We start from the raw sequence: 19,757 nt of genomic DNA on the forward strand, positions 1-19,757 counted from the left end.
ATTTAGATCAAAATCACTTCATCAGTTTCTGCAGCATGGTGCAAAGTTCATCGACCTTGTCATCCTTGCCTTCTTTAATGTCTTCGGTCACGCAGCCGCGGATGTGGGCCGCGAGAAGAAGCTTGTTGAAACTGTTCAATGCATTGGAAACGGCGGAAACCTGCATCACAATATCCGGGCAGTACGCATCATTCTCGACCATCTTCTCAATGCCGCGGATCTGTCCCTCAATCGTACGGAGCCTCTTCATCAGATTGCTTCTTTCTCTTTCCGTACGTTCCGTATGGCGGCAGCCTTCGCATGCCATTTCTTTATCTTCTGCCATTTGCATCACCGATCTTTCTGAAATCCTTACTCCTTACGGCTATATACTACACCCCCCTGGGGTGTTCGTCAATAGAAAAATTTAGAAATATGAACATTACGCAATGAAAAAGAGCCGCGGAAATGCAGTCACTTCTACAGCCCTTCTTTGATTCTTATTTTGTTTCTTATTTTTCTGTATCAGCGATTTCCTTGACTTCTGCCAGTCTTTCTGTGTCTGTCATATTCCAGGTGAGCGCTGTCAGTGTCGGGTATCCCCTGTGGATCCAGAATACATCCGTGTCCGGAACGGCATCCGGAAGCATCGTGCCGGAAAGCCAGAAGCCCAGATGGCCGGACGGATCCTTCATTTCACGGATCGCATTATCATAGCGCTGGATGCCGAGCTTTGTGATTTTCAGATCCTTCCATCCGATATGTTCCTCCTCTTTCGGGATGTTGAGGGAAAGGATGCCCTTGTAGCTGGAATCGACGAAATATTTCTTCACGACTTCGAAAGCAAAGTCTGCGGCCTTGGCCAGGTATTCCGGCTTCTTGACCGTTTCTGCAGAAAGCGCAATGGCAGGAATACCGAGGAAAATGCTTTCCATGGCGCCTGCGATAGTGCCGCTGTAAAGGCAGTCGCTGCCATTATTGAGTCCGTTGTTCATGCCGGAAACGATGAGATCCGGCTTGTCATTTCTGAGCCAGTGTTCCAGCCCCAGCTTGCAGCAGTCTGCTGTCGTGCCGTTGCAGGACAATACCGTGATATTTTCTCCATAACTTTCCTTCTTCCACATGCGCAGGTACGTCTGGAGAGAAAGAGAACTGGAACAGGAGCTTCTCCCGCGGTTCGGTGCAATGACCGTCACCCTGCCCAGTTTGGCGAGTCTCTTTGCCATTTCAATAATACCGGGAGATTCAAAGCCGTCGTCATTTGTCATGAATATATGCATAGTCCACCTGTCACTTCTAAAAAAAGCCTCAAAGGCTGTACTTTGTTTCGTATCTATTTTAACAAAAATATGGAAAAGATTCTATATAATTTCGGTCAATAGTTGATAGAAGCACGTAAAAAGAGCCGGCCAAATGAATGAATCACTTGACCGGCCCTGCCGTTACTGCCCTATTTCTTTCTTTCGTGTCAGACTTGCCTGTTCAAAATGCATGCTTCTGGTATGAATGGTATGAACCCATCCTTTTTTATGTCTGTCCTTCCATCCAAGGAGTGTGACAGGAATCCAGGAGTACATGAAGATCGGGTAGATCAGCCAGTAAAGATAAATCTTCGGCGGAACTTCGATCTGCAGAAGAACGATGAGCGGGACGATGGACTGAATGAATCCGATGACAGCCCAGAACTGCTTCGGCACGAGCACATCGTTGTAAAGGATGACGGTGAAGCAGGGGTAGAACATATTGATATACGTCATCACCAGGTAGAATGTGGAGAGGACGAGGAAATAGTTCTGCAAAAGCTGCATGATGCCATCTAAGATGACGATGCTGTGTCTCTTGATGCCCTCTTTGAAAAGGATCGGGATGTAACGCTCGGAGCAGTCGAACTGGCCCTGCGCCCATCTCTTTCTCTGGCGGCAGGATGCCATGAATCCGAGCGGCTTTTCATCATAGATGATAGCATCATGGACCCAGCAGGTGCGGATGCCGTGAGAGAGGCACTTCATGGAGAATTCCATATCTTCTGTCAGGCAGTCGCAGCCCCAGCCGTACTTCTTGACGATGTCGGCGGAAATGCACATGCCTGTGCCGCCAAGGCAGGAGGACAGTCCCATATTGTACTTGCCCAGGTGCCAGAGGTGGTTGATCGTCCAGAAGGCAATCGCAAATGTGCCGGATACCCATGTATCTGTCGGGTTTTTGGCAGACAGGTATCCCTGAAGGACTTTCTGACCTTTGAGAAGACGGTTGTTCATGACGGCAAGGAAATCCAGGTGGACAAGGTTGTCCGAATCGAAGACGCAGAACGCATCGTAATTCTTGTTCAATGCGAAGATCTTCGGGAATACCCAGTCCATGGCATAGCCTTTGCCGACGAGTTCCTTATTGGTTCTTTCAAAGACGAAAGCTCCGTGCTCACGGGCGATGTCTGCAGTATTATCCGTGCAGTTGTCCGCGATGACGTAGACGTCATAGAGTTCCTTCGGGTACTTCAGGAGCTTCAGGTTTTCCAGAAGATCCGACAGTACGGCCGATTCATTGTGCGCTGGTATGACGATTGCAAATTTGCTGGCGGGATCCGCCAGATTTCTTTCTTTTCGATGCCACATGCCGAATACAGCGATGACCGTGTAGTAAATCGTGAAGAAGGCCACGATCAGCTGTATAGGGAACATGATTATATCGAGGTAATGGTTCATTGTACGTTTCCTTCAGTGTCTCCGTTTTGAGCCTGCGCCCTGCGTTTCATTCTCAGACGGCGCTGTTTTCTCTTAGCCTTGCGGCGGTTGAGGTATGTATTGATAATACCGAAAATAATGTAAGCTGCGCAGAGAGCGGCTGCCCATGCAGGCCAGTAAATAATCGTGCAGATCAAGAAGAATGCCAGGCATCCAAGAAGAGCCGGCAGGTGAAGCTGATCGGCGCTTGCACCTTTGTTGTCCGGATAGTGGATTTCGCTGACCATCAGGAATGCGAGAGCGAGGACGCAGAGCATGGCAAGCCGGTTCCAGATCTTGATGCCGGAAAGGACATAGGCAGCCACGATGACGCCTGTCGTCGGGCATGGCAGTCCTTCGAAGTAGCCGTGTACGGCGCTGACCTTCACATTGAAGCGTGCCAGGCGGAAAGCGCAGAATGTGCCGAGGAGCGCACAGGGAATGAATCCCAGAGCTCCCAGATCTTTCAGCTGGTATGCATACATCAGTGTTCCTGCGGCAATGCCGAAGGAAATATCATCGGACAGGGAATCGAGCTCAACGCCCATCGGTCCTGCCGTATGCAGAGCGCGGGCTACGCGCCCGTCCAAAGCATCTGCCACCATGGCAATCAGTATGAATACAGCTGCCAGCTGGTAATGTCCTGATACGGACATCATAATGGACAATCCGCCGAACAGCGCGTTCGTTGCTGTCACGGCATTGGCAATCCAAGATTTATTCACTTATTTCAGCCTCCCTACTACTGTCAGTCCGCCCTTGACTTTGTCTCCCTTTTTCACACAGATCTCACACTCTCCCGGTATGTATAATTCTGTGCATGAGCCGAACTTGATCATCCCGTACAATTCTCCTTTTTTCAGGGTATCGCCCAGATTCTTCCAGGTAACGACCCTTCGGGCAAGGATGCCCGCAATCAGAATGACCAGAATGGAGCGGTCGCGTCCTTCTATGCCGATCGCGCCTCTCTCGTTTTCAAAGCCGACTCCGTCCTTATAGGCAGGAATGAAGCGGCCCTGAACATATGACTGGTACTTGATTTCCCCTGCCATCGGCGAGCGGTTGCAGTGCACGTCGAAGATTGAGAGGAAAATCGTGATCTTATGGCATTTTTCTCCCAGGTATGTGTATTCATAAACGTCATCAGATACGTCGACGACGGTACCGTCGGCCGGGGAAACGAGCACATCGTCTCCGGGCGGGATTTTCCCGTTGCGCGGCGGACATCTGAAGAAATAGGTGAAATACACTGAGATCACGAGGGGGATCACCGCCAGGTAATACCATTTCATCCAGAAGAAGAAGCAGGCCAGAGCCAGCGTCGCCAGGATGAACGGAAACCCCTCAGGCAAAATGAGTGGTTTTTTAAGCATTATTTTCTCCCTTGTTCCTTTTTCCATTTTTTGACAGCTCTCATAAATTTAGGAAGAGCCGTCATTCTTCCGATCCGGCTGGGCTGCAGATACAAGCGGTAAGCCCATTCCAGCCGGTGGTTTCGCATCCACATCGGTGCGCGCGGCAGTGTGCCGCTCATGACGTCGAAGACGCCTCCGATGCCCATGGAGACCGGTACGCCCAGTTCATCCATGTGATCGCGGATCCATTTCTCCTGCTTTGGCACGCCCAGACCGGCCAGAAGGAGTTTGGCTCCGCTTTTCTTGATGTCTTTTATAATCTTTTTCTCTTCTTCGCTATCGAAGTAGCCGTCATGGCATCCTGCGAGTTTGAAGGGAACGTGAAGTTCCATGAAACGGGCTGCGGCTCTCTGGGCAATGCCCGGCGCGCCTCCCAGGAAATATACCGGCCACTCTTTTTCCGAGGCAACCTTCAGAAGTTCTTCAGCAAGGTCTGCGCCCGCCACCCTTTCCGGGAACGGCGTGCCAAGCTTTTCGCCTGCCCAGAGCACTCCGGCTCCGTCAGGAACGACCAGGTCGCACGTATTCAGGATTTCCTTAAGCTCGGGATCCTTCTGCGCAATCATGATCATTTCCGCATTCGCCGTAGCAATCATGCGGGGCTTTCCTTCAAGAACCGCTTCCTTTGCCCACTCGAGAGCGTCCTCCATGGTGACCGCATGCACGCGGACATCCATGACAATCTGCTGCTTTTTACTGATATCTGTCATTTGGCACTGTAGTTAGGCGCTTCCTTGGTGATCATCACATCATGCGGATGGCTTTCATCAAGGCTTGCGCTTGTAATCTGAATAAACTGTGCCTCTTCCCTCATAGCTGCGATGTCTTTGGCGCCGCAGTAGCTCATGGCTGCCTTGAGGCCGCCGGAGAGCTGGAAGAGCACGTCTGAAACATGACCCTTGTAAGGAACTCTTCCCTCGAAGCCTTCGGGAGCTGTCTTTTCAAGGACGCCTCCGAAGAAACGGCCGCTGCCTGCTGCCCTGAAGGCACCGGCAGAATCCATGCCGCGGTAGAGTTTATAATTCCTTCCCTGGAAAATCACCATCTCGCCTGGGCATTCGTCTGTCCCTGCCAGAAGGTTTCCAAGCATGACGCAGGATGCGCCGGCGCCGATTGCCTTGGCAATATCGCCGGAATAACGCATGCCGCCGTCGGCAATGACGGGGATGCCTGCTTCTTCGCAGGCTCTTGCACAGTCATAAATGGCTGTCACCTGCGGAACGCCTACGCCTGCAATGACGCTTGTCGTTCCCACCGATCCAGGGCCGATTCCGACCTTCACAGCCGAAGCGCCGGCTTCAATGAGAGCCTTTGCCGCATCATAGGTCGCAGCGTTTCCTGCAACGATTTCTGCATCAGGAGCGGATTTCCTGAGATTTCTTACGATTTCAAGCGTTCTCTTTGCGCCTCCGTGGAGAGCTTCCACGAAGAGCACGTCAGCGCCTGCTTTAAGGAGCGCTCTTCCGCGTTCTTCTGCATCATCGGAAGATCCGGTCGATGCGCCGACGAGAAGACGCCCTTCCTTATCTTTCACTGCATTCGGGTATTTCTTTGTCTTTTCGATATCACCGATCGTGATCAAACCCTTCAGGCAGCCCTCGCTGTCAACGAGAGGCAGCTTTTCAATGCGGTGCGCCTGCAGGATCTTCTTCGCATCACGAAGCGATGTATGTTCCGGAGCCGTTACAAGGCCTTCCGAAGTCATGACTTCGCTGATCGGTTTGGAAAGATCTGTCTCGAAACGCATATCACGGATCGTGATGATGCCTACGAGCTTTCCATCTTCCGTAATCGGAACGCCGGAAATATGGTACTTGTTCATGAGATCATCTGCATCAGACAGCATATCATCGGGGGAGAGGCAGACCGGATCCACGACGACGCCGTGTTCGGACCGCTTCACCAGCTGGACTTCGCGGCACTCCTCGCCGATGCTCATGTTGCTGTGAATGACGCCTAAGCCGCCTTCACGAGCCATGGCAACGGCCATTGCCGTCTCAGTCACTGTATCCATGCCTGCGCTGATGACCGGAATATTGAGAGAAATATTCTTTGTCAGACGGGTCGTCACATCGACCTGTCCGGGGAGCACTTCGGAATATGCAGGGACCAGCAGTACATCACTGAAGGTCAGTCCCTTCCTGCCAAACTTATCTGCTCTCATCACAGCCTCCATTCCGGAAACAAAGTTTCCAATGTTGCCATTCCTAATTATCTGTCAATTTAATTATTATAGCATAATGCAAGTATACTTGTCATGGAACTTGCCCGCCCGCTGTCAAATCCGGCAGGATCTGATTTCCTGCGTGCTTTTGGTGTTATAAAAAATAAATTCTCCATGACCGAAACCTTGACCGGAATTTGACTTCCTTTTACAAACTCCGGCGCCGGCCTCCTTCTCTCAATATATGCTGTTTTCCCTTCACATGCAACACGAATTCAAATGCAGCATGCGATTCTAATGAAACAATAAAAAGCGCTCCGAAGAGCGCCTTATAAAAAGTTAAATAAAATATCATGCTTCCTTATTCCTTTTCTGCTTCTTCCATTTTCTTGAAGAAAGCGCCTCCGAAGCGGTGGCGGAGTTCGTCCGTAAAGTCCATGCCTTTGTCGACGGCTTTGGCGGCTTCTCTTCTTGCTTCTTCAAGAAGGGGCAGGTCGCGGATGATGTCGGCGGCTTTGAGATCCGGCATGCCGTGCTGATGGTAGCCGAAGAATTCGCCGGAGCCTCTTAAGAGGAGATCCTTTTCTGAAAGGAGGAAACCGTCAGAGATTTCGCACATGAGACGCATGCGGAGCTGCGTGACTTCGTTCCTGTTATCGGTATAAAGGATGCAGTAAGACTGGCTGCTGCCGCGGCCGACGCGGCCTCTCAGCTGATGGAGCTGGGAAAGCCCGAAGCGGTCTGCGCCATAAACGAACATGATCGTCGCATTGGGCACGTTGATGCCGACTTCGATGACGGATGTCGCCGCCAGAAGTTTGATTTTCCCGTCCTTGAAGTCATTCATGACCTGGTCTTTTTCTGCGCCCTTCATGCGCCCGTGGACGAGGCCCACTTTGAAATCAGGGAATACTTTATCCCGGAGTTCCTCATAGACGGCAACGGCAGAAGCCAGATCCTGCTTCTCGCTCTTTTCAACGAGCGGGCAGACGACGTAAATCTGGTGGCCTGCCTGCATTTCCTTCCTCATGAAGTTGAAGACACGCTTCAGGTACGAGCCGTCAATCGCATACGTCTTGACCGGATGACGTCCGGGTGGCATGCCGCGGATGGCTGACACGTCGAGGTCCCCATAGACGGAAAGCGCCATGGTGCGCGGAATCGGCGTCGCTGTCATGACAAGGATATGCGGGGACTCGCCCTTGCTTTCAAGCGCCTTTCTCTGCTTGACGCCGAAGCGGTGCTGCTCATCGGTGATGACAAGGCCCAAATGCGCAAAGATGACGTCCTTTTCAATCAGGGCATGCGTGCCGATCAGGACATCTATCTCCCCTTTCGCCAGTTTCTCAAGGATTTCATTTCTTTCGGCTGTCTTTGTCTGTCCAGAAAGGTAAGCGACGCGGATAGGAAGGCCTTTGTAAAACTGCTGGAATGTTTCATAATGCTGCCCGGCAAGGACTTCCGTCGGTGCCATGAGCGCTCCCTGATAGCCGTTTTCGACGATTTTGGCAAGGGCAAGCGCCGCAACGGCCGTCTTGCCGCTTCCGACATCGCCCTGCACGAGGCGCTGCATGGGGACGAGTCCTTCCATGTCATCCTCGATATCACGGAAGGCAAGCTTCTGCCCGTCGGTCAATTCAAAGGGGAAATTCTTAAGGACAGCGCGGACGAGCTTTCCCGAAGGCGCGCACTTGACCGAGGATGCCCCTTTTTCCCTCTTCCTTTTGAGGAGCAGGAGCCCTGCCTGCATGAAGAAGAGTTCTTCGAATGCCATCCTCTTCCTCGCTGCCTGCCTCATCGTTTCATTTTCAGGATTGTGCATGACGCGGATGGCTTCGGCGCGTTCCATGAGATGTTCTTTCCTCACCGTTTCGAGCGGAAGATTTTCATCGAGGTCTTCCACTCGGTCGAGCGCTTCCTGGATCATCTGCCTCATGCGGTTGATCTTGATTCCTTCTGTCAGAGGATAAATCGGGACAAGCTTCTGGAAGGACGGCAGCTCTTCAGGTGTCACGGCTTCCGTTTCTGCATTGCCCATCTGTATTTTCCCGTAGCCGTATTCCGCCCTGCCGTAGGCAAGGACGTTCAGTCCCCGGGAGAATTCATCCTTTTTCCACGGCTGGTTGAAGTAAGTGAGCGTCACGGCGCCCGTTCCGTCCGTCATGGTGACGTTCAAAATGGAAAGGCCCCTTCTTGGATAGATTTCCTTCACATCAAGGATTCTTCCGTAAATGACGGACTCTTCCCCGCTCACGAGGTCTTCCATCTTCGTGATCTGCGTCCAGTCCTGATATCTTCTCGGGTAAAAGGAAATAAGGTCTTCCACAGTGCGGATGCCAAGGTGTTCCAACCTTTCCGCCATTTTCGGGCCTACCCCTTTGACATATTTAACGGAATCTGATAATTTCATAGTATCTCCTTCTTGCCGGCGGAGGAACGCGCCGGCGGAAAGCGAATTAAGTCCGGAAACCAGAGCCGGTTTTCCGCTGACGGCGGATGGTACGGCATAGAGAGATCCAGAGCTTTATTTTTTTATTATAATTCTCTCTATATACTAATGTAAAATACTTGATTAAAAAAATGAATTGTGATATATTATGAATGTTGCAATCACGGAAGTGCAAGGAGGTGTGGCACATGGCTAATTATTGTGAAGTTTGCGGAAAGAAAACCGCTACAGGATTCAACGTATCCCATTCCCATTTGAAAACAAAAAGAACCTGGAAACCAAATATCCAGAGAGTGCGCGTACTGGTGGACGGACAGGTCAAGAGAATGAATGTCTGCACTCGTTGCCTTCGTTCTCATAAGGTAAACAGGGACATCTGATTTCTGCATGATCGGCCGGCAGCGGAGCCGGCCTTTTTTGCGCCTTGACGAGCGAAGAACAATAAGAATGGCATGAAAAAAGACTGACGGGCAAATCGCCTGCCGGTCTTTTTTTCATGCTTTTATTTTCCCTGCTAGGGATAAATGAACCCGAGCACAGGAGGCGCTTTCGTGACAGTCACAGGATGGACGACGGGCAGAAGCTGTCCGTGGGAAGTCATCGTGCCAAGCGTTCCTTTGACGCGCACCCAGCTTCCCATCGAAAGTTTTCCATGATCGCTATAGGCAGCGATGCCGAATCTTGATGTGTCGGCAATGCAGCAGGTCATGGCGACGCGCCCCACTGTCACGACGCCTTCAAGAAGCGAGCGGTCGTCGCGGCTGACTTCGCCGGTCAGTATAATTGTCCAGCCTTCATACTTCTTTGGGTCTTTGGAAATTTCAAGGATCGTCTTGTAGAAATTATCCGAAGACAGCTTGATCGTCTTGTTCCATTCATCGACGCTCCCCTCTTCCTCAACGGGCGCCTGCACGGCTCCCGGTTCAGGAGACTTCGCCTTGACGGCAGGAGGCGGAAGGAAGGGCGACGCAGCAAGGAGAAGAATGAGCGTCAGCGGCGCAAAGAGTGCGTGGTAATTTCTTTTATATGACCTTCTTCTCCATTCCTTAATCGCCAGGAAAAGCCAGGCAGCAAGAGCAAAAAGAGAGGCAAAAAGCGCATAGCGTACGTAAGGCACCACATAATTCTTATATCCCCCTGCCACGAAAAGTCCTAATAACGCAATCAGGAGAAGGGAAATGAAGACGCCTGCCATTCCCCTTTTATTGGAAAACAGTCCCATCATACCCCTCCTTTCAGGAATACGAAGAGCATCGAGCAGGCAAATGTCGTAAGGATCGTTACCAGCGCCCAGCGGATGACGAAGGATTTCCTGCACATGGAAGACATGAGAAGGACATTCCTGAGATCCATGACAGGGCCTAAGAGAAGGAATCCCATGACGGATGACGGTGCCATGGAGAGTGAAAGGCTCTTTCCGATCATGGCATCCGATGTCGCGCAAAGCGAGAGACAGAACGCGATCAGCATCATGCAGAGGACGGATGAAACACCGGATGTAAGGCCCGCGCTTTCGAGGATCGGACGTATGGATACCTGGAAAATGGCGGCGAGCCAGGCGCCCATGATGACATAGCGGAAGGTGTACCAGAATTCATACCGGCTGTGGAGAAGGAAGAGCGATGCCTTCGAATCTTTCTCTGAAGGAATCAGCTCTTCCGCCCCCTGCGGTCCTGAGAAAGGCTTCAGCGGATTCTTCTTGTAGAAAGCAAAGGAAGCACCGACGAGGACAGCGTTCAGCCATCCAAGAAGAAGCCTTCCTCCCACCATTGAAAGGTCGCCGCCGAACGCATACCATGTGCTGACGAGGACGACCGGATTCGTCAGCGGGCCTGCCATGAGGAATATCATGGTAATCGGAACTGGCACGCCCCTTTTGCAGAAGCCCCTGAAAAGCGGCGTCAGTGCGCAGTCGCAGAAGGGAAAGAAGAATCCTCCGATGAGCGCAAGCGGCACAGAAAGAACCGGGTGTTTCCTGAGGTATATTTCCCACGGCGGACGCGAGCTGTACATCTGCATACCCGTCGAAAGGAGGACGCCGATCAGGACAAAGGGCAGTGTCTGCAGCGTAATGCCGACCGCCAGAAGAGAAATGCGGAGAAGATTTTCCTCCCTCGCAAGAAGCGCTGCTGCCAGAAAGAGAAATGACCACAGCAGAATAAAAATATCCAGCCTTCTCTGCCAGAGCCCTTTGAAATGGTCTGTAAACCTTCCGGACCTGACATACAAATTTCCGGAAGACTTCGGTGTCACGATGCGGAAAGAGGCGGAAGGATTCCATGCGGAAAGCTTTTTCCCTGCTTCCTTCACGCCCTTCCCTTTTTCATTATCGGTAAAGAAAAGGATTTCATCGGCAGATTCCAGCTGCGTTAAGATGGCTGTCCCCGTCTTTCCCAGAAAGAAATTCACAAAATTTTCATCGGCTGAAAAGAAAACGCGTTTCGGCTCCATCAGGCGGGAAAGATGCGTCTCATAGACAAGGTGCTCCCAGTCGGAAAAGGGACGCATGCCGTTCCATTCCCACCAGATTTCCCCAATCCAGTGGTCACGGATGATGCGGCCTGCTTTTTCAACGAGCTCTTCATCCGAAAGGGAACTGGCATCAAGAACGATCTTGTCCTCTGTCGAAACGTCCGTCCTCCCCTTTTCCGAAAGGATGACCAGGCATTTCCTGTACCGCCTCTGGGCAAGGATATCGTTCAGCCGATGGCTCTTTCCGCTCCCCAGAAATCCCGTCATCACATAGACGGGAATCCTATCCATGAGTAGCTCCTGAAAGTTCTCCGGCCGCCTCCTCTGTCTTTTCGCTTCCGATGAGGACGAGGCCGGTCGGTTCCTTATCCGTACCTTCGATCAGGAGACTTCCCGGCGTCCCCTGTACAAGAACCGGCTTTCCGTCAATGCGTATGATACCCTTGGCGCGGATGAGTGAATAGCGGACCATCAGGCCCCTCAGTTTCCTCTTGAAAGATTCCACGGACTCATCCGGGAAATCGACTGTCACGATGGACTGCTGCAGCACTTCCTCTTCATGGTCATGGTCGTGCTCATGCTCGTGCTCATGGTCATGGTCGTGTTCATGGTCTGCTGTAACGGATCCAAGGTACTGGAAGGTCTGGTCTTCCTCAGCCGATCCTTCCCCGATGAATCCCTTGACCCAGGCCGAGACTTCTCTTTCGTCCCAGTCCTTCATGAAGAATTCTGCTTTCTTTGCATGTTCGGCAAGAAGTTTCTGCAGGAAGGATTCCTGTCCTTCCGGGCAGCTCCTGACAAAAACAGCATCGGCTTCCTGAAGCTGGTCTTTGTAGAACATCCCGAAATTATGGATGTACATAGGTGCCGCTTCGCCGTCGACAAGCGTCACGACGCCTTTGACTTCGCAGAGACCCGCTTCTTCCGGTTCCTTTAAAGCGGACAGGACATCGGATGCCATAGCGACACCGGACGGTTCGATCAGAAGCAGTTCAGGCGATGCGGCGGCGGCGACAGCCCTTACTGCATCCCCAAAATTTCCGCGAAGACTGCAGCAGATGCATCCTGCCGTCAGTTCATACAGGGAAAGCGGCTCGCCTTCCATCAAAGCACCGTCCACATTGACTTCGCCGAAATCATTCTCGATCAGTGCCAGTTTCCCCCGCACCGGATTGTGATCAATCAGCATTTTGATCCATGTCGTCTTGCCGGCTCCGAGGAACCCGCTGACGACTAAGACTTTCATTTTTCCAGTACTCATGATAACCCCCTTTATCATTTTCCTTGATGATAGCACATGATGGAAATGATTTCCATTTTCTAAATAAACGATACTATCTGCCGATTTTCCCGTATTGTCCTCTTCTAAATTCTTGTCAATTCTTCGTATTTTCCGCGTAAAAAAAGAGCTGTGACAAAATTATTACACAGTTTGTCACAGCCCCTTCGTATTTATTTCCTGATCGTTACCGCTTTTTCATAGGACTTTCTGGGACGCATGCGCGGTGATTCGTCCGCATACCCGATGGCAAGCGCGGCATAAAGCTCGCCGTCTCCGCCCTGCCAGTCCCTGAGGCGCTTTAAGGCAAAGCATATATCGCAGATCCAGAGGCTTCCAAGTCCTAAGGCTGTTGCCATGAGAACCATGTGCTCCACGGCCGAACCGATGGAAAGTGCATTGCAGATTTCCGACTCTCTTTCATCAATGGAAAGTTTCTCTTCCAGCACCTTTCCCAGCTTGTTTCGGATGAGAATGATGACAGGTGCTTCCTTCATGATGGAAAGCGTCTCCCATGCGCCCCTGATATATGGCGCGCTTTCCGGAAGAAGTGGATCCTTTTCTTCTTCCTTAAGCCCTTTTTCCATTTCAGAAAGCATCTCTTCCTTCGAAGAGCCTGATACCACGGTAAACTGCCATGGCTGCCTGTTCTTCGACGACGGCGAAAGAAGGCCTGCCCTGATGATCTTTTCCACGAGTTCTTCCGGGACGGGATCGCTCTTGTACTTCCTGATGCTTCTTCTTTCTTCCATGATTTTCAATAATTCTTCCGCTTCCATACTTCCTCCATCAAAAAGGGATGTGACAACGCCAGCGCATTGCCACATCCTCTTTTATTTATCTTACCCAGGGGTGGTTGGTTCTCCTCCCATGGTGCCTTCTTCTGGCCCAGGGGAAAATCCGCCTCCTCATGACAAATCCTTCCTCTTCCTTATGAAGAGCGGAGAGATCGGCTGTTTCTTTCTTATTTGACTTCGTCAGAAGGTTTAGCAGCTGGTTCAGCTTTTCCTTCAGCATTTGCGGCATCTTCAACGGGAGCGTTTTCCTTTCCTGCTACTTCAGCTTCGGCTCTTTTCTGGGCAGCTCTTTCTTCGATTTTTGCCTTATAATCTTCTGCTGTCTGGCGAAATGTTTCCTTCGTCTGAGCGGCAGCCTGCTGGGCAGCTTCCTTGTATTCTGCTGTCTTTGTCTTCACGGTATCGGAAACTTCCTGTACCTTTGTCTTTGTGGTATCGGTGATTTCCTGTGCGCGTTCCTGGGCAGCCTGTGCCTGGTCATGCGCCTGGATCTTCAGCTTTCCTGCCTGGATTTTTGCTTCCTGCATCTGGACACGTGCCTGAGCTTTCAGCTTTTCAGATCTCAGCTTCATCTGTTCAGACTGGACTTCTGTCCTGTACTTCATTTCATCCGTTTTCTTCTGAAGGACATCCATCTGGTCTCTGGCCATGCCTCTCATATCATTGGCACGTTCAGCGGCATCCTTTCTGAATTCACGGCTCTTGATGCGGGCGATGGCCTGCAGATCCTTTGCCGTCTTCTGTGCTGTTTCCTGAGCGACTTCGGAAGCGCCGAGGATGGTGTACTTGGCGTTTTCGATCTGTTCGTCCGTGACGCCTGCTTTCTTCAGCGCATTGACGAGCTTGTCTCCAAAAATATTTGCCTTGTCCTGCAGCTGGTCAGCCAGCTGATTGATGGTATTGTGAGCTCTTTCCGGATAGATATCATTCCAGCTCTTCTTCAGTTCCTTGGTGAAATCTTTCTTTTCATCGCCAAGCGGTTCATCCTTCTTCGGATTGGCTTCGAGTTCCTTTTCGTCCTTTTCGCCGTTTACCTTCTCTTCTTCAAAGACTTCCTTGTACGGACGTGTATCATCCGGCATGCCGTCCTTGATCCATCTCTGCGCCGCCTTGCCTACGCCGTAGGTGACGGAAACGCCGATCGGAATCTGCATCGCAGCAATCGGAATCAGTGTGGCAAGCGTGCTTCCCACGACGGTAGCACCCATCGATCCCAGGAAGGAGAGGACAGCGGTCTGATTGAGTTCCACGCCATATACTTTTCCGATCTTGGAAATCATGTAGACTTCATTGGCAATGAGAGCGACAGTGCCGAGAAGCGGAGCGGCAACGATGACGCCGGCTCTGCCTGCGCCCCAGCGGATCAGGCTGTCTGCTGTTTCATCGCGGTCGTCGATGATATTGATTTCGACATCGGCTTCCGGGGAATCGACGTGAACTTCTTCAGCGGGTTCTTCTGCTTCAGGAGCAGCTTCTTCTGCGGCCGGTTCTTCCTTTGGAGCTTCTGCCGGTGCTTCTTTCACTTCTTCAGATGGAGCTTCTTTGACTTCTTCGGTGGCGGTTTCCATCGGGACACCTGCTGCTTCCTTTTCCATTGGCACTCCTGCCTGCGGTTTTTCCATAGGAACTTCTGCTTCCTTCTTGACTACAGGAGCATTTTCCGGACGGACAACCGGTGTCTTTTCCAAATCCTTATCTTCGTTCATAATTTCCTCCTTGCCCGGCGCGGCCGGTCGTGAATGACAAGTGAATTTCACTTATTTTTTCAGAAACTTTATGAAACTTTATATTTTTATTATACAAATATTCTGACCGATTGACAAACGAAAGACGCGGAATCCTTCGTCATGACCGGCTCTCTCCCTTTCTGACCGATGTCTTTTCCGGGTTATAGGACAAAACGTGGTGCTAAAAATTTATATTATGCTTGGATCAAAGGCAGAATACGGGGCCTACTGAGATCCAGCCGAGCTGCATGGTAATTCGTCGCATCGCAATTAGCTGGAAGAGTGAATACCCCCACGCCATCAGCATTTTCAAGTTTGTACTCCAATCTGTGCTTTCAACATCTGCGGCAGATAAAGGCATGACAAGAGCATCTATTTCCCCTAGTAACAATCTTTCCAGAGAAATTATTCATCTTGGGAATTTAAAATCCCATTTTATCCCGTATTTACAAGGTGTTTGAGACTTTTTAACACCACGTTTTGTCCACCCTTTAAAAACTACTAAAAAATTTAAAATGCCAATGAAGCCCGATAAACACTAGCTTCATTGGCATAAAAAGCACCACGAAATGTCCTATAAGCCTCTTTTCCCATCCCTTTCCAAGGCCGAACCCACCGAAGAAAAAGTGTACATTAAAAGAGGGACCGCAAGAAAGAGGAAATATCCCCTTCCCTGGTCCCTCGTATATTATTTTTCTATATCACTCTAAAGGTGCTTCGCTTTTTCCTATGCTGCTACCAGTCGGTCAGCCCGCCGTCGACGGGTATCACGGTCCCCGTCATGAAGGATGCTTTTTCCGAAAGGAGGAAGGCGATGACTTCCCCGACTTCTTCAGGCTTTGCAATGCGGAAAAGCGGATACCATTCTGCCATTTCCTCGCGGCTTCCGCCATAGGAGGCAAGCTGTTTTGAGAGAAGGGGCGTATCGACATCGCCCGGGCAGACGACGTTGGCGCGGATATTCTCGACTGCAAGCTCCAAAGCAAGCGAGCGGATGAAGGAAACAAGCGCCCCCTTTGTCGCACCGTACAGACTGCACTGGACATTTCCTTCAATCGCCGCATCCGATGCTACGCCTACGATGGCGCCTTTCCCTTCCCGAAGGGCGGGAATGGATGCGCGTGCAAGCTTCATAGCACCGAATACATTGACAGCAAAAAGTTTTTCTATGTCTTCATCGGTCGTATTCTCCAGAAGTTTCTCTTCATAGATGCCGGCAGAAATGACAAGACCCGTAACCGTTCCAACCGTTTTGGCAGCCTCCACGGCTTTTTCGCAGTCTTCCGTCTTCGTCACGTCGCATGGAACATAAAGGCTTCCCGGAACGGATTCTTCCGCCTTTTTCCCGCGTGCCTCATCTCTTCCAAGGAGGATGGTCCTTGCCCCTTCCCTGGAAAGGATTTTGGCCGCTGCCAGGCCGATGCCCGACGTGCCGCCGGATATGATGATGGTTCTTACCATGCTTCCTCCTAATTCATGAGAGATGATACGTAAATGAACTTGATGCCTTCTGCTTCAAGCTGCGGTACCATCTGACGGAATGCTTCTGCCGTGTGCGGACGGCAGTGGCCGATGATGATGTAGGTGCCATGTTCCTTCGCCCTTTCAGCGGCTTTCCGTATCATGGCCTTGATGGCGGAAACATCCGAAGAATTGTCCACGAAGAGGTCATTTCTTGCATAGGGCACACCGTACTCAGCGGCCGCGCCGTCTGCTTCCGTATAGGAATTCGTCGCACTGTCAAGGAAGAAGAGGCCCCTGTGATGGAGCTCATTCATGACATCATCCATGACGCGCTTGTCCGTCGTTGCCTTCGACCCCTGATGGTTATTGATGCCGACAGCTTCCGGTACCTGTGAGAGGGAATCTGAAAGCATTCTTCTTATTTCAGAATCACTCATCGACGTCAGGATCGTCTTGGCTTCCATGCCAGAGCCCGAAACGGATTCCATCGGCTGGTGCAGGATGACAGGCATGCCGTGCGCCGCCCAGGACGCAGCCGCTTCCCTTGTATGCACCTGATTGGGCATGACGGCCAGCGTGAACGGGACGCCGATCGATTCATACACTTCCTGGGAAGCAAGATCCCTTCCCGCATCATCAATGACGACCGCGAGGCGCCCTGTCACAGCGGAAGGAGACGGTTCCTTCCTTACCGGAGCCGGTGCAGGTGCCTTGGCCTCCGCCTTGACTGTTTTAGTCGATTTAGACGAAGAATCGGATGAGGAACTGGTATCCTCCGAAGATGTTTCTTTGGAAACGTTTTCCTTCTTGGAAGACGATTCTGACTCAGAAGCCTTCTTTCCTGTAATGGCGCTCATGACGCTTCCCGTGATCGACGTCTCAGTCTCGGTGTCGTCATTTCCCTTATCCTTCGTGATCTTCTTGACGGCTGCCTTGATTCTTTCCTTCAGACTTTCCGGGCTTCCCGCATCTTCAGAAGGAACGACACCCTGCTCTTCCTTATCATTGAAGAGATGATGAATGGCCGTCACATTCTGGATGGGCTGCCCGCCGGGCTCATTTGTCATGCGGTCTGTCATGTAAGCGGCGCCCGCGACCGCAATCATGAATATCAGCCAGAAGAGAAGCGGATGGCCGCTCTTTTTCGAGCGTCTTCTCCTGACGGGCCTTTTGGCCGGCCGCCTTGTCCTTCCCGTTCTGCTGCTGTTTTTTCTTTCTGCCATAATTTCTCCTTTATAGTTCATTGTTTTTATTATAGCAGATTGGAAACCACATCAAAATGAGGGATGCCTTTTCGTCATTTTCCTTCCTGCCTTTTCATTTTTAAAACGAGCCCCTTTTCCCCGATGATGGTATAATGAAGGAAATGAATCTATTTGCGCAATCAACAGAAAGGAGTCAATCATGAAACTCGTAGTCATTAATAAACTCTCCGAAGAAAAACTGGCCGAACTGCAGAATGCAGTGCCAGGCTCTGTCGTTGAAGCGTACAAATCCCCGAAAGAGGCTCTGCCGCACGTTTCCGATGCGGATGCCATCGCTCTCTGGGGTTTCCAGGACATTGCACCGCTCCTTGCAGCAGCTCCCAAGGTCCGCTGGGTACACTCCCTTTCCGACGGTGTCGAACGTCTCCTCACCAAGGAAATGATGGAACGCCCGATCATCCTCACCAATTCTCACGGCGTCCATGACCGTTCTGTTTCCGAACATACGATGGCGCTTCTCCTTTCATGGATGCGCCGCATTCCGGAAGCCGTCAGGAATCAGGAAGCAGGAGAATGGATCCGTCCGCACGGCGAATCCCTCTTTGGAAAGACCATTCTGATTGTCGGCTTCGGCAGCATCGGCCGCGCCATTACACAGAGAGCCAAGGTCTTTGAAACGAAGATTCTTGCCGTCAAGAAGCATCTTTCCACCGAACTCTTTGCCGATCATGTCTACACGCAGGAAGAGCTGATGGATGTCCTTCCGAAAGCGGATATCGTCATTGCCGCTCTCCCGTCTACACCGGACACGGAAAACTTCTTTGGCGCCGATCAGTTTGCTGCCATGAAGAAGACAGCTCTCTTTATCAATATCGCCCGTGCATCGATTGTCGATGAAAATGCACTCGTCGATGCCCTCGAAAAGGGATCCATCGCAGGCGCCTGCCTTGACGTATTCTCCAAGGAACCGCTCCCTGCCGATCACCCCTTCTGGAAGATGAAGAATGTCATCATGACCCCGCACACCGCATCCATGGTGCCGGATTTCTGGAACAAGCTGACAACGCTTCTCCAGACGAACTTCGTCAACTTCAGCCGCGGCGAAAAGCTGATGAATGAAGTGGACAAGAAAAAAGGATATTAAGAGCAATCAAAAGGGGCTGTGACAAAATCCACTAAAAAGTTGTTTTTCTTTTCTCGAACGAAGTTCAGTTTAAGGGTGTTTGAGCTTGCCCAGTAGGGGGAGCTGGCGACGGAGTCGCCTGAGGAGGTTCATTTCCTTCGAGCAGAGCGAGGTTTTGAGGTTTTCAGATAACACCAATATATAAATATGTTGGTATCCTCTAATCGAATATACCCACACAAAAAGAGCTGTGGCGAAATGATTGTACATTTTGTCACAGCCCTTTTTTAATTTGCTTTCAGCTCTGTCTTAACTCTGGTGCATGACGTCCGTGAAGTTCTTGATGATGACGATAGGTGTCTTCTGGTTGTCATTGCCAAACGGGTTATCGATCAGGATCTGCGCGATCTGTTTCGGATCGAGGCCCTTGCTCTTGCCAAGGACGGCTGCTCTCTTGAGGTCATTGACATCTGCAATGACAGCGCCGTATGCGCCTGTTTCCTGCTTGATTCTTTCGCAGACATTGTCCGTATCGGCCGGGCCGTATACGAGGCATTTGTCGAAAGGAGGCATGGTGCCGGTGACATCATCGATCAGGGATGCCTGACGGCAGCGGGCATAGAATACGCCGCGTTTCCCGAATACCTTGGCAACAGCGCCGAGAATGAAGGAGAAGAGCATATTCCATTTCCCTTCTTCATCCATAGCGGCCTGCATGCCGTAAATGCTTGCCATGGAGCCGGCTGCCGGAACGAAGCGGTTCATGAGGCGGGCCTGCCAGCAGACATTCAGTTCTTCAGGGCGTACATAGCGGTTCTGCGTGATTGCTACGACAGATTCAGCGGTGCAGACGATATCATGATCTGTGATATCCGTGCCTGCGTATTCCTTAATGGCATCCACGATATCATCATGGTGTGTCAGGATGCGGGTATGAACCGGGATGAGTTCGAGTTCTGCCAT

19 protein-coding genes are annotated in these 19,757 nt (G+C 51.2%); 2 read left to right on the plus strand and 17 right to left on the minus strand.

Annotated elements, in window-relative coordinates; all coding sequences use genetic code 11:
* Positions 1 to 13: 13 nt before the first annotated feature.
* The 8 genes from OIM03_08650 to recG form a co-directional block, all read right to left on the minus strand.
* Complete coding sequence (locus tag OIM03_08650) at positions 14 to 325, minus strand: metal-sensing transcriptional repressor (protein HJI74326.1); 312 nt, start codon at positions 323 to 325, stop codon at positions 14 to 16.
* Positions 326 to 491: 166 nt separating this feature from the next.
* Positions 492 to 1,247, minus strand: coding sequence for a 5'/3'-nucleotidase SurE (gene surE / locus OIM03_08655; protein ID HJI74327.1), 756 nt, complete (start codon positions 1,245 to 1,247; stop codon positions 492 to 494).
* A gap of 174 nt (positions 1,248 to 1,421) precedes the next feature.
* Complete coding sequence (locus OIM03_08660) at positions 1,422 to 2,681, minus strand: glycosyltransferase family 2 protein (protein HJI74328.1); 1,260 nt, start codon at positions 2,679 to 2,681, stop codon at positions 1,422 to 1,424.
* The gene (pssA, locus tag OIM03_08665) at positions 2,678 to 3,424 is read right to left on the minus strand and encodes a CDP-diacylglycerol--serine O-phosphatidyltransferase (GenBank protein ID HJI74329.1); all 747 of its coding nucleotides are present in this window, start codon (positions 3,422 to 3,424) and stop codon (positions 2,678 to 2,680) included. Before pssA ends, OIM03_08660 begins: the two co-directional genes overlap by 4 nt.
* Positions 3,425 to 4,072 (minus strand): phosphatidylserine decarboxylase, encoded by a 648-nt coding sequence (locus OIM03_08670; GenBank protein ID HJI74330.1) that lies wholly within the window; start codon positions 4,070 to 4,072, stop codon positions 3,425 to 3,427.
* Complete coding sequence (locus tag OIM03_08675) at positions 4,072 to 4,824, minus strand: WecB/TagA/CpsF family glycosyltransferase (protein ID HJI74331.1); 753 nt, start codon at positions 4,822 to 4,824, stop codon at positions 4,072 to 4,074. Before OIM03_08675 ends, OIM03_08670 begins: the two co-directional genes overlap by 1 nt.
* A complete protein-coding gene (guaB, locus tag OIM03_08680; protein ID HJI74332.1) occupies positions 4,821 to 6,278 on the minus strand; it encodes an IMP dehydrogenase in 1,458 nt (485 codons plus the stop codon). The genes OIM03_08675 and guaB overlap by 4 nt, the downstream gene beginning before the upstream one ends.
* A gap of 361 nt (positions 6,279 to 6,639) precedes the next feature.
* Positions 6,640 to 8,688: an ATP-dependent DNA helicase RecG gene (gene recG / locus OIM03_08685; protein HJI74333.1), complete on the minus strand. Its 2,049-nt coding sequence runs from the start codon at positions 8,686 to 8,688 to the stop codon at positions 6,640 to 6,642.
* 227 nt (positions 8,689 to 8,915) lie between these two features.
* Here recG and rpmB point away from each other — a divergent pair, with 227 nt between their 5' ends.
* Positions 8,916 to 9,107 (plus strand): 50S ribosomal protein L28, encoded by a 192-nt coding sequence (gene rpmB, locus OIM03_08690; protein HJI74334.1) that lies wholly within the window; start codon positions 8,916 to 8,918, stop codon positions 9,105 to 9,107.
* A 134-nt stretch (positions 9,108 to 9,241) separates the two neighbouring features.
* Here rpmB and OIM03_08695 read toward each other — a convergent pair whose 3' ends face one another.
* The 8 genes from OIM03_08695 to OIM03_08730 all read right to left on the minus strand — a co-directional run bounded on the left by OIM03_08695 (position 9,242) and on the right by OIM03_08730 (position 17,689).
* Positions 9,242 to 9,952: a TIGR03943 family protein gene (locus OIM03_08695; GenBank protein HJI74335.1), complete on the minus strand. Its 711-nt coding sequence runs from the start codon at positions 9,950 to 9,952 to the stop codon at positions 9,242 to 9,244.
* Positions 9,949 to 11,490, minus strand: coding sequence for a permease (locus OIM03_08700; protein ID HJI74336.1), 1,542 nt, complete (start codon positions 11,488 to 11,490; stop codon positions 9,949 to 9,951). Before OIM03_08700 ends, OIM03_08695 begins: the two co-directional genes overlap by 4 nt.
* Positions 11,483 to 12,460 carry a hypothetical protein gene (locus tag OIM03_08705; protein ID HJI74337.1) on the minus strand — a complete coding sequence of 326 codons (978 nt, stop codon included), beginning with the start codon at positions 12,458 to 12,460 and terminating at the stop codon, positions 11,483 to 11,485. The genes OIM03_08700 and OIM03_08705 overlap by 8 nt, the downstream gene beginning before the upstream one ends.
* A gap of 191 nt (positions 12,461 to 12,651) precedes the next feature.
* Complete coding sequence (locus OIM03_08710; protein HJI74338.1) at positions 12,652 to 13,257, minus strand: nitroreductase family protein; 606 nt, start codon at positions 13,255 to 13,257, stop codon at positions 12,652 to 12,654.
* A 58-nt stretch (positions 13,258 to 13,315) separates the two neighbouring features.
* A complete protein-coding gene (locus OIM03_08715; GenBank protein ID HJI74339.1) occupies positions 13,316 to 13,495 on the minus strand; it encodes a hypothetical protein in 180 nt (59 codons plus the stop codon).
* On the minus strand, positions 13,443 to 14,981 hold the full coding sequence (locus OIM03_08720) for a hypothetical protein (protein HJI74340.1): 1,539 nt from the start codon (positions 14,979 to 14,981) through the stop codon (positions 13,443 to 13,445). The genes OIM03_08715 and OIM03_08720 overlap by 53 nt, the downstream gene beginning before the upstream one ends.
* A gap of 756 nt (positions 14,982 to 15,737) precedes the next feature.
* Positions 15,738 to 16,463, minus strand: coding sequence for an SDR family oxidoreductase (locus OIM03_08725; GenBank protein HJI74341.1), 726 nt, complete (start codon positions 16,461 to 16,463; stop codon positions 15,738 to 15,740).
* Positions 16,464 to 16,471: 8 nt separating this feature from the next.
* Complete coding sequence (locus tag OIM03_08730) at positions 16,472 to 17,689, minus strand: divergent polysaccharide deacetylase family protein (GenBank protein HJI74342.1); 1,218 nt, start codon at positions 17,687 to 17,689, stop codon at positions 16,472 to 16,474.
* A 181-nt stretch (positions 17,690 to 17,870) separates the two neighbouring features.
* Between OIM03_08730 and OIM03_08735 the strand changes: the two genes are divergently transcribed.
* Positions 17,871 to 18,815, plus strand: a complete 945-nt coding sequence (locus tag OIM03_08735) for a D-2-hydroxyacid dehydrogenase (protein HJI74343.1) — start codon at positions 17,871 to 17,873, stop codon at positions 18,813 to 18,815.
* Positions 18,816 to 19,103: 288 nt separating this feature from the next.
* Here OIM03_08735 and OIM03_08740 read toward each other — a convergent pair whose 3' ends face one another.
* Positions 19,104 to 19,757, minus strand: coding sequence for a coenzyme F420-0:L-glutamate ligase (locus OIM03_08740; protein ID HJI74344.1), 654 nt, complete (start codon positions 19,755 to 19,757; stop codon positions 19,104 to 19,106).

It is taken from the genome of Veillonellaceae bacterium, from assembly GCA_025992895.1.
Classification (GTDB): domain Bacteria; phylum Bacillota; class Negativicutes; order Veillonellales; family Dialisteraceae; genus Dialister.

Bases quoted from the DNA above. Each gene is read 5' to 3' on its own strand.
- OIM03_08650 (HJI74326.1), bottom strand. From the start codon at position 325: ATGGCAGAAGATAAAGAAATGGCATGCGAAGGCTGCCGCCATACGGAA.
- surE (HJI74327.1), bottom strand. From the start codon at position 1,247: ATGACAAATGACGACGGCTTTGAATCTCCCGGTATTATTGAAATGGCA.
- OIM03_08660 (HJI74328.1), bottom strand. From the start codon at position 2,681: ATGAACCATTACCTCGATATAATCATGTTCCCTATACAGCTGATCGTG.
- OIM03_08670 (HJI74330.1), bottom strand. From the start codon at position 4,072: ATGCTTAAAAAACCACTCATTTTGCCTGAGGGGTTTCCGTTCATCCTG.
- OIM03_08675 (HJI74331.1), bottom strand. From the start codon at position 4,824: ATGACAGATATCAGTAAAAAGCAGCAGATTGTCATGGATGTCCGCGTG.
- guaB (HJI74332.1), bottom strand. From the start codon at position 6,278: ATGAGAGCAGATAAGTTTGGCAGGAAGGGACTGACCTTCAGTGATGTA.
- recG (HJI74333.1), bottom strand. From the start codon at position 8,688: ATGAAATTATCAGATTCCGTTAAATATGTCAAAGGGGTAGGCCCGAAA.
- rpmB (HJI74334.1), top strand. From the start codon at position 8,916: ATGGCTAATTATTGTGAAGTTTGCGGAAAGAAAACCGCTACAGGATTC.
- OIM03_08695 (HJI74335.1), bottom strand. From the start codon at position 9,952: ATGATGGGACTGTTTTCCAATAAAAGGGGAATGGCAGGCGTCTTCATT.
- OIM03_08700 (HJI74336.1), bottom strand. From the start codon at position 11,490: ATGGATAGGATTCCCGTCTATGTGATGACGGGATTTCTGGGGAGCGGA.
- OIM03_08705 (HJI74337.1), bottom strand. From the start codon at position 12,460: ATGAGTACTGGAAAAATGAAAGTCTTAGTCGTCAGCGGGTTCCTCGGA.
- OIM03_08710 (HJI74338.1), bottom strand. From the start codon at position 13,257: ATGGAAGCGGAAGAATTATTGAAAATCATGGAAGAAAGAAGAAGCATC.
- OIM03_08715 (HJI74339.1), bottom strand. From the start codon at position 13,495: ATGCTGAAGGAAAAGCTGAACCAGCTGCTAAACCTTCTGACGAAGTCA.
- OIM03_08720 (HJI74340.1), bottom strand. From the start codon at position 14,981: ATGAACGAAGATAAGGATTTGGAAAAGACACCGGTTGTCCGTCCGGAA.
- OIM03_08725 (HJI74341.1), bottom strand. From the start codon at position 16,463: ATGGTAAGAACCATCATCATATCCGGCGGCACGTCGGGCATCGGCCTG.
- OIM03_08730 (HJI74342.1), bottom strand. From the start codon at position 17,689: ATGGCAGAAAGAAAAAACAGCAGCAGAACGGGAAGGACAAGGCGGCCG.
- OIM03_08735 (HJI74343.1), top strand. From the start codon at position 17,871: ATGAAACTCGTAGTCATTAATAAACTCTCCGAAGAAAAACTGGCCGAA.
- OIM03_08740 (HJI74344.1), bottom strand. From the start codon at position 19,757: ATGGCAGAACTCGAACTCATCCCGGTTCATACCCGCATCCTGACACAC.